Genomic DNA, 13,636 nt, shown 5'->3' on the forward strand with positions numbered 1-13,636 from the left:
CGTTGTCGGTAGCGCCGGGCCATGCCCGACGGATCGGGAGGCGTTACAGCTCCTCGACCACCACGTTGCGGTTGGTGTAGATGCAGATGTCGCCGGCAATGCCGATCGCTTCGCTGGCGATGGTGCGCGCGTCCAGATCGGTGTGCGCCATCAGCGCGCGGGCGGCCGACAGTGCGTAGGAACCACCGGAACCGATGGCGATGATGCCGTCCTCCGGCTCGATCACATCGCCGGTGCCGCTGATGATCAGCGAGGTTTCCTTGTCGGCCACCGCCAGCAGGGCTTCCAGCTTGCCCAGGCGGCGCTCGGTGCGCCAATCCTTTGCCAGTTCGACCGCAGCGCGCTGCAGCTGGCCGTGCTTTTCCAGCTTGGCCTCGAACAGCTCGAACAGGGTGAAGGCATCGGCCGCGGCACCGGCGAAGCCGGCCAGCACCTGGCCATCACGGCCGAGGCGGCGCACCTTGCGCGCATTGCCCTTCATCACGGTGTGGCCCAGCGTGACCTGGCCGTCGCCGGCAATGGCCACGTGCTCGCCGCGGCGGACGCAGACGATGGTGGTGGCGTGGAAAACGTTGGGGTTCTGACTGGGGTCCATGCGGCCTCCGATAGCTGTTCACGGGACATGGGGACAGCGCCGGGTGCGATCAAGCCTGCGCGGATGGCTGCCGTTCAGCGCTTGGCGTGCGATGGCCGGTCCGGATTCGGCTCGATGCCCCAGGCGATGTACCAGTCTTCACCCTGCGTCTCGATCGGATGCTGGGTGCGGCCGGAGCCATTGCCGCAGGCCAGCGCGTCGGCCGCGCAGTAGCGGTCGCAGCCCCAGCAGATGCGCTCGGGGTGTTTGGGATGCAACGGTATGGGCTTCGCCATGGCGGCGGTGTCCTCGTGGCCTGCGGCCACGGTGCGCCGGTTGCATCCGACCTGCCCTGATCCAGATCAAGGGCGGGCTATTCGGCCTTGTCGTCCTTGCTGCGGCGCTTGGCGCGCGGATGCGCAGCGTCGTAGACCTTGGCCAGGTGCTGGAAGTCGAGGTGGGTGTAGATCTGCGTGGTGGCGATGTCGGCGTGGCCCAGCAGCTCCTGCACGCCGCGCAGGTCGCCGGACGATTCCAGGATGTGGCTGGCGAAACTGTGCCGCAGCATGTGCGGGTGCACGTGCTTGAACAGGCCCTGGCGCTGCGCCAACTGGCGGATGCGGATCTGCACCGCGCGCTGGCTGATCGGCCCGTTACGGCCGGGGAACACCGGCGCGGCCGGGCCGCCGCCACTTTCCGCGCGCCACGCCTGCAGTGCTTCGCGTGCGGGCCGGCCGAACGGTACCCGGCGCTGGCGGTTGCCCTTGCCCAGCACGTTGACCAGGCCGCTGTCGAAATCCAGGTCACGCCAGGTCAGCGCGCAGACTTCGCTCAGGCGCAGGCCGGAGGAATAGAACAGTTCCAGCAGCGCGCGGTCGCGGCGGCCGAGTTCACCTTCCGGCTCAAGTTCGACCAGCTGCACGGCTTCATCGGCATCGAGCACCTGGGGCAAGCGGCGCGGTGCGCGCGGCGCCTTCAGCGTCGCCGCCGGACTGACCTCGATGCGGCCATGCTTGAGCAGCCAGGCATAGAAGCTGCGGCAGGCCGACAAGCGGCGCTGCAGGCTCTTGGCCGACAGGCCGCGACGGTGCTCATCGGCGACGAACTGGCGCAGCGCGTCAGCATCCAGTGCCTCCACTGCCATGCCACGCGGCCCGGCCCAGGCCGACAGCGCGTCCAGGTCGCGGCGGTAGGCGTCGAGCGTATGTGCCGACATCCGCCGCTCCACCTGCAGGTGCTGCAGGAAGGCCTGTACCGCGCTCATCGCCGTCGTGCCCTGCTCAGTCCTGGAATCGCTTCAAGCCGGTAACCAGGGCGTCACCCATCATGCGCAGGAACAGCGTCCCCATGCCCGGATAGAAGCGGTTCGGATCGTGGCTGCCCACGGCGATCAGGCCCACGCCCGGCAGCGGCAGCAGTGCAGTGGTCTGCACCTCCTCGCTGCGCACGCCATACAGCACGGCGTTCTTTTCAGGCTGCAGGCGGCCGCAGATCGGCTCACCGTCGTTCAGGCAATCGCGGAACGGGCCCAGCTGCGCATCATCGGCGGCGATTACCTGCAGCCAGTCGGCCTGTTCCAGTCCGGCCACCGGCGTGTGCACCACCAATCGCACCAGGTCGCCGGCGAAATCTTCCTGCAGCGATGCCGCCATCGCACGCAGGGTGTCGGCGGCGTTGTCCTGCTTCATCAGCGCCAACGTCAGCTGATGCGTGCGCACTGCCAGGCGTTCATTGACCTGGGCGGTGGCCCCCAGGTCGGCCAACCGTCGTGCCAGCTCGCGGTTCTTCTCGCGCAGCACTTCCAGCTGGTAGCTGGCCAGCGATGCGGTCGGGCCATCATCGCGCGGCACCACCAGGGTCAGGGCCAGGTCCGGGAACTGCTTGAGGAAGCCGGGATGACGCCGCAACCAGGCAGCGACTTCATGGGCCCCGAGCTTGTCGACGGTTTCGGTCATGCCATCCACTCCCCTTCGAATACGAATGCGGTCGGGCCAGCCATCACCACCGGCTGGCCATCGCCCGGCCACTGGATGCGCAGGTCACCACCGGGCAGGCTGATGCGTGCATCGCGCTGAAGGCGGCCGCGCTGCATCAGGGTCACCGCGGCGGCGCAGGCACCGCTGCCGCAGGCCAGGGTCTCGCCGACGCCGCGCTCGAACACGCGCAGGCGGGCATGCGCCGGGCTCATCACCTGGGCGAAGCCCACGTTCACCGAGCGCGGGAACGACGCATGCTGCTGCAGCAGCGCACCGACGCGCTCGACCGGTGCGGCATCGATCAGGCCCACTTCGATCACCGCATGCGGGTTGCCCATCGACACCGCGGCGAAGCGTACGCTCTCGCCCTGCAGCGGCAGCAGGTATTCCTCGCGCGGGTGCGCAAAGCCCATCAGCGGCACGTTGGCCGGCTCGAAGGCGGGCACGCCCATGGTTACCGCGAATTGCCCATCACCGATCACCTTCACTTCATGGCTGGCCAGCGGGCTGTCGATGACGAATGCATCGCCCTGCGCACTGCCCTCGCGCACCAGCCAGGCCGCGATGCAGCGCGCGCCGTTGCCGCACTGCTCGGAATTGGAACCGTCGGCATTCCAGATGCGGTACGAGGCCACCGAGCCTTCCGCGCGCGGCGCCTCGATGGTCAGGATCTGGTCACAGCCAACGCCGGTATGGCGATCAGCCAGGCGTGCGGCCAGCTCGGGCGTGGGCGGTGCGGTGCCGTCACGCAGGTCGATCACTACGAAATCATTGCCCGCGCCATGCATCTTGCTGAAGCGCAGGGCCTTGGAACCGGCCTTACTCATTCCCGCTGCCCGCCTTCTTCGCTGGCGCGGGTGCCGGCTGGGTGGTCGGTGCGGCCGGCTCCAGGGTCGTGGCCGGGGTGCCGCTGCCCTGGGTCTCCACCGGGGTTGCTTCGGTGGCGGGCTCGGCAGCGGGTTCGACGGTTTCTTCCACCGGCACCGGCTTCTGCGGCAGCACCAGCGGGCCCTTGTTGCCGCAGGCGGCGAGGAGCAGCAGCGAGGCCGCTGCCAACGGAATCAGGATGGCGTTTCGATGGGGGATCTTCATGCCCCGAGTATAGCCATTGGCGGCTGAGCGGTTGGTGCAGGGGATCGGGTCGCCGGCCAGCGGCCGGCACTACCGCTCCGGCGGTGGCAACGGCCGGGTCCACAGCCAGATCGCCACCACGGTCATGCTGCCGATCGAGAACCACTTCACCCAGGCGATCGGCACGCACCACAGCATGATGCCGGCACACACCGCCATGGTGATCGTGGCCATCCATTTGCCGTAGCGGCTGACCGCTCCGTGCGCCTGCCAGTTGGCAATGGCCGGGCCGAAGCGCGGATGCTTCAGCAGCCAGGTGTGCAGGCGCTCGGAGCCGCGCGAGGCGGCCCAGGCCGAGATCAGGATGAATACGGTGGTCGGCAGGCCCGGCACAAAGATGCCGACGATGCCGGTACCGAGGCTGACATACGCCAGCAGCCACCATGCCCAGCGGAAACGCACCACGCGCGGTGGCGTGGCGCTATCGCGCGGTGCGGACGGCTCGGGCAGGCTCATGGCCGCAAGGATACCGGTTCGGGGTGCCAGGCTACGCCCGGCACCCCTTCGCCATTACGGCTGGGCGATGCCCAGCTGCTGCAGCACGAACGCGTACGACTCGGACAGCTCGCGGTAGCGCTGGAAGCGCCCCGACTTGCCGCCGTGGCCGGCTTCCATGTTGGTGCGGAACAGGATCGGGTAGTGGCCGATGTTGTCGTCACGCAGCTTGGCCACCCACTTGGCCGGCTCCCAGTACTGCACCTGCGAATCCCACAGGCCGGTGCCCACGAACAGCGCCGGATACGCCTGCTGCTTCACGTTGTCGTAGGGTGAGTAGGACAGCATGTAGTCGTAGTACGGCTTCTGTTCCGGGTTGCCCCATTCGTCGTACTCGTTGGTGGTCAGCGGAATGGTCGGGTCAAGCATGGTGGTGACCACGTCGACGAACGGCACCTGCGCCACCATCACCCGGTAATCCTGCGGTGCCTGGTTGGCCACTGCACCCATCAGCAGGCCACCGGCGCTGCCACCGGACGCGGCCACGCGATCCTTCGCCGCCCAGCCCTGTGCGACCAGGCCACGGGTAACGTCGATGAAGTCGTTGAAGGTGTTCTGCTTGTGCAGCAGCTTGCCGTTCTCGTACCAGTCGCGGCCCATTTCCTGGCCGCCACGGATGTGGGCGATGGCATACACCACGCCACGATCGAGCAGGCTTACCGCGGTCTGGTTGAAGTACGGATCCATCGACATGCCGTAGCTGCCGTAGGCGTACTGGAACAGTGCGCCCTTGCCGTCCTTCTGGTAACCCTTGCGGTAGACCAGCGACACCGGCACCTTCACGCCATCACGCGCGGTGATCCAGACGCGATTGGTCTCGTACTTCGAGGCGTCATAGCCGATCACCGGCTGCTGCTTCAGCTGGCGGCGCTCGCCGGTGGCGGTGTTCAGCTCGAACACCGTGGTCGGGGTGGTCATCGAGGTGTAGACGTAGCGCAGCCACGGCGTATCGGCCTCGGTGTTGTCGCCCAGGCCCATCGAATACGCCGGCTCGTCTGCCTTCACGTAGTCGCTGCGGCCATCCTTGAACAGCAGGCGGATGCGCTCCAGGCCCTCGGAGCGTTCGGCGATGGCCGTGTACCCATCGAACAGCTCGAAACCTTCGATGAACACCGCATCGTCATGCGCGATCCAGTCTTTCCATTGCGCACGCGAGGTGGCGTCGGTCGGCGCGGTGACCAACTTGAAGTTCTTGGCACCGTCGTTGGTGCGGATCACCCAGCGGCCATCGTAGTGGTCGGCGTCGTACTCGACATCGCGCTGGCGCGGCGCCAGCACGGTGAAGGTGGTCGGGTCGCTGGCCGGCGCGTAGCGCTCTTCCGAGGAGACGGTGCTGTGCACGCCGATGGTGATGAAGCGATCGTCGCGGGTGCGGCCGATGCCCATGTAGAAGCTGTCGTCCTTCTCTTCGTAGACGACGGTGTCGGCGCTGGCCGGGGTGCCCAGTACGTGCTTCTTCACCCGCACGGTCAGCAGCGTTTCCGGATCGTTCTCGACGTACAGCACGGTGCGGTTGTCGTCGGCCCAGACCAGGTCGCCGGAGCTGCCGGTGATCACGTCGGGCAGCACTTGGCCGGTGCGCAGGTCCTTGAAGCGGATCGTGTACTGGCGGCGGCCGACGTCATCATCGGCCCAGGCCAGCAGCTGGTTGTCCTGGCTTACTTCCATCGCGCCGACGCTGAAGTAGCCCTTGCCGGCGGCCATCGCGTTGACATCCAGCAGGATTTCCTCGGCCGCATCCATGCTGCCCTTGCGGCGCGCATGGATCGGGTAGTCCTGGCCGGTCTCGAAGCGGCTGTAGTACCAGTAGCCGCGCTCGCGCGCCGGCACGCTGGAATCGTCCTGCTTGATGCGGCCGACGATCTCCGCGTACAGGGTGTCTTCCAGCGGCTTCAGCGGTGCCAGCAACTGGTCGGCATAGGCATTCTCGGCCTGCAGGTAGGCCAGCATGTCCTTGTTCTCGCGCTTGTCGTCGCGCAGCCAGTAATAGTCATCGTTGCGGGTCGCGCCGAACGGCGCCTTGACCACATGCGGATGCCTGGCGGCATCCGGCGGAACGGGCGGCGTGGCGGCGGTAGCAGTCGTGGTCATCAGGCTGGCGAGTAACAGGCAGAGGGTGGATTTCATGAGATAAGGTTCCAGGCGCATCAATGCAATGGTCTTCGGCGGGGTCAGATCCCTTTTCCCGAAAAGGGATCTGACCCCAATCGCGGCCAAGCGGCAACCCTGCGGATCGTCATGGGCCATGTCGACCGGCGTACCATGGGCTCCATGAGTACCCTGCCCCACACGCCGGGCTACAGCCGGCGCAGCCATGAAATCGCTCCGTTCCACGTGATGTCCCTGCTGGACCGCGCGCAGGCGCTGGAACAGGCCGGCCACGATGTGATCCACCTTGAAATCGGCGAACCGGACTTCACTACCGCCGAACCCGTCGTGCGTGCCGGTCAGGCCGCGCTGGCTGCCGGCCACACCCGCTACACCGCCGCGCGTGGCCTGCCCGCGTTGCGCCAGGCGATCAGCGGCTTCTATCGCAGCCACTATGGGCTGGATATCGATCCCGAACGCATCCTGGTCACCCCGGGTGGGTCCGGTGCGCTGCTGCTGGCCAGCAGCCTGCTGGTCGATCCCGGCCGCCACTGGCTGCTGGCCGACCCCGGTTACCCGTGCAACCGCCACTTCCTGCGCCTTGTTGAAGGCGGCGCACAACTGGTACCGGTCGGCCCGGACACTGCCTACCAGCTGACCCCGGCGCTGGTGGAACAGCACTGGAATGCCGACAGCGTCGGCGCGCTGGTCGCGTCCCCAGCCAACCCGACCGGCACCGTGCTGTCCGCCGATGAACTGGCCGCGCTGTCGCAGACCCTGCACGCGCGCGGCGGCCACCTGGTGGTGGACGAGATCTATCATGGCCTGACCTACGGCCTGGATGCACCCAGCGTGCTGCAGGTGGACGACAGCGCATTCGTGCTGAACAGTTTTTCCAAGTACTTCGGCATGACCGGCTGGCGGCTGGGCTGGCTGGTGGCACCACCGGCCGCAGTCCCGGACCTGGAAAAGCTGGCGCAGAACCTGTACATCAGCGCCTCGAGCATCGCCCAGCACGCCGCACTGGCCTGCTTCAGCGAGGAATCAATGGCGATCTTCGAGCAGCGCCGCGAAGCGTTCCGCCAGCGCCGCGACTTCCTGCTGCCCGCGTTGCGCGAGCTGGGCTTCCGGATTGAAGTCGAGCCGCAGGGTGCGTTCTACCTGTACGCCGATGTCAGCGCGTTCACCGACGACGCGCAGGCGTTCTGCGCGCACTTCCTGGAAACCGAGCACGTGGCGTTCACCCCGGGCCTGGACTTCGGCTTCCACCGCGCCAACCAGCATGTGCGGCTGGCCTATACCCAGGAAGTGCCGCGGTTGCAGGAGGCGGTGGCGCGAATTTCGCGCGGGTTGAAGCGCTGGCAAGGATCACGTTGACGGTAGTGCCGGCTGGCACTACCGGTAAAGAAAAACGCCGCCCTGGGGCGGCGTTTTTCATTCCATCACTTGCCGCCCAACCGCTCCCACAGGAAGCTGTAGGCCAGCGCAGACATATGCGCGGCCTGCGCGTTGTTGGCTGCGCCGCCGTGGCCACCTTCGATGTTCTCGTAGTAGGTCACGTCCTTGCCAGCGTCGATCATCTTCGCCGCCATCTTGCGGGCGTGGCCCGGGTGCACGCGGTCATCGCGGGTGGAGGTGGTGAACAGCACCGGCGGGTAGTTCTTCTTCGCGTTGAACAGGTGGTACGGCGAGAAGGTCTTGATGAAGTCCCAGTCGCTGGTATCCGGGTTGCCGTACTCGGCCATCCACGAAGCGCCGGCCAACAGGTGGCTGTAGCGCTTCATGTCCAGCAGCGGCACCTGCACCACCACTGCACCGAACAGTTCCGGGTACTGGGTCAGCATGTTGCCGGTCAGCAGGCCACCATTGCTGCCGCCCTGCACGCCCAGGTGCTTGGCGGAGGTGATCTTGCGCTTGACCAGGTCCCGCGCCACGGCGGCCATGTCTTCATAGGCCTTGTGGCGATTCTGCTTCAGCGCCGCCTGGTGCCAGCGCGGGCCGTACTCGCCGCCGCCACGGATGTTGGCGACCACGTACACGCCGCCCTTCTCCAGCCAGGCGCGGCCCATGCCACCGGAATAGCTCGGCGTCAGCGAAATCTCGAAACCACCGTAGCCGTACAGCAGGGTCGGATTGGAGCCATCGAGCTTCATCGCCCTGTCGTGCACCACGAAGTACGGCACGCGGGTGCCGTCCTTGCTGGTGGCAAAGTGCTGCTCGATCACCTTGCCCTTGGCATCGAAGAAGGCCGGCATGGTCTTCAACGTTTCCGGCGCCTGGCCGATCTCGGCCAGGGCCAGCGTGGTCGGGGTCAGGTAGTCGGTGGCGGTCAGCCACACCGCGTCGCTGTCGTTGCTGTCTACTGCGGCCACGGCCAGCGTGCCGAAGGCCGGGGCACCAACGAAGCGGCTGGTCTGCCAGCCATCGGCGCCCGGGGTCAGCACCGACAGGCGGTTCTTGACGTCATCCAGCACGTTCAGCACCAGATGGTTTTTGGTCCAGGTGGCGCTGGCCAGCGAGGTGGTCGCGGTCGGGGTGAACAGCACCTCGAAGTCACGCTTGCCGGCCAGGAAGTCGTCCAGCTTGGTCGCCAGCAGCGAACCGGACGCGTAGGTCTTGCCGCCCACGGTCCACGGATCGCGCAGTTCCAGGGTCAGCCACTGCTTGTGCAGGCCCTTCTCGGCCGAGTTCGGCGCGTCGATCCTGGTCAGCGTGCCGTCGTCGCCACGCAGGTAGAGCTCGTTGTTGTAGAACGCCAGCGTGCGGCTGACCAGGTTGCGCTCGAAGCCCGGGGTGTCATCGTGCATCGCCGCGATGTACATGTCTTCCGGCTTGCCTTCGTACACCACGGTGGCCGAGGCCATCGGCGTGCCACGCTTCCACAGCTTGGCCACGCGCGGATAGCCGGACGTGGTCATCGAGCCGGCACCGAAGTCGGTGTAGACGAACACGGTGTCGCGGTCGACCCAGTTGAGGCCACCCTTCGACTCCGGACGGAAGAAGCCGTCCTTGATCCAGGTCTTGTTGGCCAGGTCGAACTCACGGGTGACGTCGGCGTCGGCGCCGCCGCGCGACAGCGCGATCAGGCAGCGGCTGTAATCCGGGCGCAGGCAATCAGCGCCATGCCAGACCCAGTTCTCACCCTCGGCCTTGTTCAGTGCATCCAGGTCGAGCACGGTCTCCCACTGCGGCGAGGCCTTGCGGTACTCGGCCAGGGTGGTGCGGCGCCACAGGCCGCGCTCGTGCTGCTGGTCCTTCCAGAAGTTGTAGTAGTAGTCGCCGATCTTCTGCACGCCGGGAATCTTGGCATCGGAGTCGAGCACCTCGCGGATGCTGGTCTCCATCTGCTTGAAGGCCGGGGTCTGCGCCAGGCGCGCCTCGGACTTGGCATTCTGTTCCTTGACCCAGGACAGCGGCTTGTCGCCGGTGACGTCCTCCAGCCATGCGTAGCGATCGGTGTCTTCAGCGGCCACGGCGGTCCCCACCGAGGCAGCGGTCATCATGCCGGCCAACAGGCAGGCGGAAGCGAGTCGTGACATTGCAGCTCCAGGCAGTCATAAGCCGTGGAACGCTAGCACGGAATGCCGCGGCCTCCCCCGTGTCGAAGGTCAGGCCGTGGCCGCCGGACTGCGCCGGCTGCGTGCGGCGGTAGCCGGCCGGCGGCGTGCCTGTCCGCCGGTACGCCGCGCCCGCCGCCGCCATGACAGGTGGGGCAGCGGAAAGCGCAGCAGCGCCCACCAGGCCGCGAACGGCATGCCCACCAGCCACATCGGCAGCCAGCCCAGCCACGCACTGCTGCCACGTGCCGCCGGCCAGACCAGTACCAGCGCCAGCCCGGCCAGGGCCAGCTGCCGCACGCCGCGGAGCAGGCGTGGGTCGGCGCATTCGATGACGCGTTCAGTTGCAGGACGACGGACGGAACGATCGTTCATGGGGCTTCTCCGGTAGACAATGCAACACAGCTTGGGCAAGCCCCTTCTCACAGGATGCGACACCATTGACGGATCGCGTGCACACAGTCGACCATGCGCGTGCAAGCCCACTGGAGCCCGCTCCCGCATGACTTCGATCCGCCCGTTCTGCGCCGTGCTGCTGGCTCTGTCCCTGGCAGGTCCTGCCATGGCCGCCAGTGAGCCGCCGTCGCCCCGCGCCAGCGCCACCGACGCGGCCGACCCGGGGGCGCCGATCGACCTGAAGCGCTTCATGGGCACCTGGTATGTGATCGGCCGCGTGCCGAACTTCATCGAACGCGGGCATGTCGCCAGCGTCAACGAGTACGAGCTGCGTGACGAGCACAAGGTCGGCATCACCTACCGCTACCGTGATGGCTTTGGTGAACCGCTGCAGGAAATACGCGCACGTGCCAGCGTCGATCCCGACAGCGGCAACCATGGCTGGCGAACCTGGTTCTATCGCGTCGTGCCGACCCACTCGCGGGTACTGGAAGTGGCCCCGGACTATTCATGGGCACTGATCGGTTATCCGGGCCGCGAGATGGCCTGGATCTTCGCGCGCAAGCCGGACATGGACAAAGCCCTGTACAAGGAGCTGGCCGAGCGCCTGCGCGACGAGTACGGCGTGAACACCGACAAGCTCAAGCGCGTACCGCAGCGTCCGGAACAGGTCGGCAAGCTGGGCTACGAAGTACCGAACGCGCGTTGATCGGATCGCGGGTGCGGAGCCGGGTCCGAGCGCCCGGACTTCACGCCGCGCGTGGCTGCACCCGGCGTTCGATTTCGCTGCGCGTTGGCAATGTCTTGAGATCGTAGGCCGCCTGCATCGCGAGCCAGGACGCGGCATCCCCACCAAAATGCCGCGCCAGCCGCGCTGCAGTGTCCGCCGAAATGCTGCGTTGGCCGTGCACGATGGCGTGCAGCCGCGTTGCGGGCACATCCAGGGCCTTCGCCAGCGCATTCACGCTCAGCGCCAGGGGCAGCAGGAACTCTTCGCGCAGGATCTCGCCAGGATGGATGGCGCGCATGCCGTTATGGGGACGCTTCATGGCGGACACCTCAGTGATAGTCAACAATTTCCACGGCATCGGCGCCGCGGTCGGTCCAGGAAAAGCAGAGCCGCCATTGATCGTTGATGCGAAGGCTGTACTGGCCTCTTCGATCGCCTGAAAGCGCCTCGAGGCGGTTCCCGGGCGGGCTGCGGAGGAAGGCCAACGTCTGTGCCGAGTCGAGCAGTTGCAGTTTGCGTTCCGCCACTCGCCGGATCTGGCGCTAGGCGCGTGGGCAGGTTCCTTCAAACAGGGCGCGGGTCTGCTTGCAGCGGAATGAACGGATCATTCCGCAAAACGTATTACGTTGAACGGAACATACCAAGGAACGCGTTGTGCTGCCAGTCCCAGTCTGACGATATCGATTCCTGATGGGCGTGGCCGCTTCCAGAGCCTGGCGCTATGACAGGCACACTGCCGACACTCTGCAGGCTGCCGGCTTGCCGGCCAGCGGCCGGCACTACCCGAACGAGATGCCGGCCGCCGCTCGGCATTCTGTTATCTGCGGCTGTAATGCGCGACCAGGCGGTCGCCGAGCATCTGCAGCAGCTGCACCAGGACCAGCAGCAGGACCACGGTAACCAGGGCCACGTCGGTGTGCGAACGCTGGTAGCCATCGCGGAACGCCAGGTCACCAAGGCCACCGGAACCGATCGCACCGCCCATCGCAGTGAAGCCGATCAGGGCCACGGTGGTGACGGTCGCACCGGCAATCAGGCCCGGACGTGCCTCCGGCAGCAGCACCCGGGTGACCAGCTGCCAGGTGGTGGCGCCCATCGCCTGGGTCGCCTCGATCACGCCACGATCCACTTCGCGCAGCGCGGTCTCGACAAGGCGCGCGTAGAACGGCGCCGCGCCGATCACCAGTGGCACGATCGCACCGCGCACGCCCAGCGACGTTCCCATCAGGAACAGCGTGACCGGGATCAGCACGATCATCAGGATGATGAAGGGCACCGAGCGCAGCAGGTTCACCACCAACGCCAGCACACCGTAGGCAAACGGACGGCGCTTCATCTGCGGCGCGCCGAACAGGTACAGCAGCACGCCCAGCGGCAGGCCGATGGCCAAGGTCAGCGGCAACGAACCGAGCAGCATCAGCAGGGTGTCGATGGTGGCCTGGCCGATGTCGGCCCACTTGCCCGCATCCAGGTGGCGGAAGAAACCGCCGGCAGTGGCGATGATCATCGACGCAGCTCCTCAACGTGCACGCCGGCAGCCACGAAGGCGGCCTGCGCGGCGGACTGGTCACCGCCCACCAGGGCGACCACCAGCTGGCCATAGGGGGTGTCCTTGATCCGGTCGATACGGCCGGACAGGATGTTGTAGTCGACCCCGGTCTGGCGCGCGACGCTGCCGAGCAGGGGTTCGTAGGTGTCGCCACCGAGGAAGGTCAGGCGCACGATGCGACCGCCCACCACGTCGAAATCGCGGTGCAATGCCCCTTCATCCACGTGCTCCGATTCGCTGACGAAACGGCGCGTGGTCGGGTGCTGCGGATGCAGGAACACCCGGGTAACCGGTCCGGTCTCGACCATCTGGCCGGCATCGAGCACAGCAACGCGATCGCAGACACGGCGGATCACATCCATCTCGTGGGTGATCAACACGATGGTCAGGCCCAGCTCGCGGTTGATCTTCGACAGCAGCGACAGCACCGAGGCCGTGGTCTGCGGGTCGAGCGCACTGGTGGCTTCGTCACACAGCAGGATCTGCGGTCGAGTCGCTAGCGCACGGGCGATGCCGACGCGCTGCTTCTGGCCACCGGACAGCTGCGCCGGATACTTCTGCGCATGCGCTTCCAGGCTCACGGTCTGCAGCAGCTCGGCCACGCGCGCGTCGATCTCCGCCTTCGGCGTGCCGGCCAGCTCCAGCGGGAAGGCGACATTGCCAGCCACTGTGCGCGACGACAGCAGGTTGAAGTGCTGGAAGATCATGCCGATGCGCCTGCGCAGCGCGCGCAGGCCATCCGCGTCCAGCGCGGTGACATCCTCACCGCCGATCAGCAGCCGCCCGCCACTGGGTTCTTCCAGGCGGTTGATCATGCGGATCAGGGTCGACTTGCCGGCGCCGGAATGGCCGATGATGCCGAATACCTCCCCGGCCTCGATGGTCAGGTCCAGCGGTTGCAGCGCGCTGACTTCGCGGCCGGCAACGGCATAGGATTTGTGCAGGCGCTGGAACTCGATCACGGGCGTGGCTCACCGGCTGGGTGACGGAAGGGGGCGTGCAGCCTACCAGCGCGGGCGGTCGCGCGCCCGCGCCATGGGCCAGAATGTTATTCCTTTTGGTTCTAAGGCGCCCGCACCGGCGCGTTGGCTGGGGTCGGATTCCCGCAGGGGCTCTGACCCCATTCCCTGGCCCAACCAA

15 protein-coding genes and 1 pseudogene are annotated in these 13,636 nt (G+C 66.8%); 2 read left to right on the plus strand and 14 right to left on the minus strand.

Going from position 1 to position 13,636, the window contains the following annotated elements; all coding sequences use genetic code 11:
* Positions 1–43: 43 nt before the first annotated feature.
* The 8 genes from hslV to ACYKG1_RS18430 form a co-directional block, all read right to left on the minus strand.
* Complete coding sequence (hslV, locus tag ACYKG1_RS18395; RefSeq protein WP_235649089.1) at positions 44–595, minus strand: ATP-dependent protease subunit HslV; 552 nt, start codon at positions 593–595, stop codon at positions 44–46.
* Between the two features lie 74 nt (positions 596–669).
* Complete coding sequence (locus tag ACYKG1_RS18400) at positions 670–870, minus strand: DUF3079 domain-containing protein (protein ID WP_024957056.1); 201 nt, start codon at positions 868–870, stop codon at positions 670–672.
* A 77-nt stretch (positions 871–947) separates the two neighbouring features.
* Entirely contained in the window at positions 948–1,838 is an 891-nt protein-coding gene (gene xerC, locus ACYKG1_RS18405; RefSeq protein WP_100473960.1) for a tyrosine recombinase XerC, read from the minus strand.
* A gap of 16 nt (positions 1,839–1,854) precedes the next feature.
* Positions 1,855–2,529: a DUF484 family protein gene (locus tag ACYKG1_RS18410; RefSeq protein WP_100473961.1), complete on the minus strand. Its 675-nt coding sequence runs from the start codon at positions 2,527–2,529 to the stop codon at positions 1,855–1,857.
* Positions 2,526–3,377: a diaminopimelate epimerase gene (gene dapF, locus ACYKG1_RS18415; RefSeq protein ID WP_262083638.1), complete on the minus strand. Its 852-nt coding sequence runs from the start codon at positions 3,375–3,377 to the stop codon at positions 2,526–2,528. The genes ACYKG1_RS18410 and dapF overlap by 4 nt, the downstream gene beginning before the upstream one ends.
* A complete protein-coding gene (lptM, locus tag ACYKG1_RS18420; protein WP_100473963.1) occupies positions 3,370–3,642 on the minus strand; it encodes an LPS translocon maturation chaperone LptM in 273 nt (90 codons plus the stop codon). Before lptM ends, dapF begins: the two co-directional genes overlap by 8 nt.
* Positions 3,643–3,711: 69 nt before the next feature.
* Positions 3,712–4,137: a YbaN family protein gene (locus tag ACYKG1_RS18425; RefSeq protein ID WP_100473964.1), complete on the minus strand. Its 426-nt coding sequence runs from the start codon at positions 4,135–4,137 to the stop codon at positions 3,712–3,714.
* A 54-nt stretch (positions 4,138–4,191) separates the two neighbouring features.
* On the minus strand, positions 4,192–6,303 hold the full coding sequence (locus ACYKG1_RS18430; RefSeq protein WP_478471077.1) for a S9 family peptidase: 2,112 nt from the start codon (positions 6,301–6,303) through the stop codon (positions 4,192–4,194).
* Between the two features lie 144 nt (positions 6,304–6,447).
* Between ACYKG1_RS18430 and ACYKG1_RS18435 the strand changes: the two genes are divergently transcribed.
* The gene (locus ACYKG1_RS18435; RefSeq protein WP_478471078.1) at positions 6,448–7,641 is read left to right on the plus strand and encodes a pyridoxal phosphate-dependent aminotransferase; all 1,194 of its coding nucleotides are present in this window, start codon (positions 6,448–6,450) and stop codon (positions 7,639–7,641) included.
* A gap of 65 nt (positions 7,642–7,706) precedes the next feature.
* Here the strand turns inward: ACYKG1_RS18435 and ACYKG1_RS18440 are convergent, their stop codons facing one another.
* On the minus strand, positions 7,707–9,803 hold the full coding sequence (locus ACYKG1_RS18440) for a prolyl oligopeptidase family serine peptidase (RefSeq protein ID WP_478471079.1): 2,097 nt from the start codon (positions 9,801–9,803) through the stop codon (positions 7,707–7,709).
* Between the two features lie 69 nt (positions 9,804–9,872).
* Positions 9,873–10,196: a hypothetical protein gene (locus ACYKG1_RS18445; RefSeq protein ID WP_478471080.1), complete on the minus strand. Its 324-nt coding sequence runs from the start codon at positions 10,194–10,196 to the stop codon at positions 9,873–9,875.
* Positions 10,197–10,323: 127 nt separating this feature from the next.
* On the opposite strand from ACYKG1_RS18445, the gene ACYKG1_RS18450 reads away from it, so the two are divergent.
* The gene (locus tag ACYKG1_RS18450) at positions 10,324–10,926 is read left to right on the plus strand and encodes a lipocalin family protein (RefSeq protein WP_100473968.1); all 603 of its coding nucleotides are present in this window, start codon (positions 10,324–10,326) and stop codon (positions 10,924–10,926) included.
* Between the two features lie 40 nt (positions 10,927–10,966).
* Here the strand turns inward: ACYKG1_RS18450 and ACYKG1_RS18455 are convergent, their stop codons facing one another.
* The 4 genes and pseudogenes from ACYKG1_RS18455 to ACYKG1_RS18470 all read right to left on the minus strand — a co-directional run bounded on the left by ACYKG1_RS18455 (position 10,967) and on the right by ACYKG1_RS18470 (position 13,458).
* Complete coding sequence (locus tag ACYKG1_RS18455; protein ID WP_006471116.1) at positions 10,967–11,266, minus strand: HigA family addiction module antitoxin; 300 nt, start codon at positions 11,264–11,266, stop codon at positions 10,967–10,969.
* 10 nt (positions 11,267–11,276) lie between these two features.
* Positions 11,277–11,555, minus strand: a pseudogene (locus tag ACYKG1_RS18460) (type II toxin-antitoxin system RelE/ParE family toxin).
* Between the two features lie 209 nt (positions 11,556–11,764).
* Positions 11,765–12,454, minus strand: coding sequence for a methionine ABC transporter permease (locus ACYKG1_RS18465; protein ID WP_032961215.1), 690 nt, complete (start codon positions 12,452–12,454; stop codon positions 11,765–11,767).
* On the minus strand, positions 12,451–13,458 hold the full coding sequence (locus tag ACYKG1_RS18470; RefSeq protein WP_478471081.1) for a methionine ABC transporter ATP-binding protein: 1,008 nt from the start codon (positions 13,456–13,458) through the stop codon (positions 12,451–12,453). Before ACYKG1_RS18470 ends, ACYKG1_RS18465 begins: the two co-directional genes overlap by 4 nt.
* Between the last annotated feature and the right edge of the window lie 178 nt (positions 13,459–13,636).

This window comes from Stenotrophomonas sp. 85239_Sma (assembly GCF_056481725.1).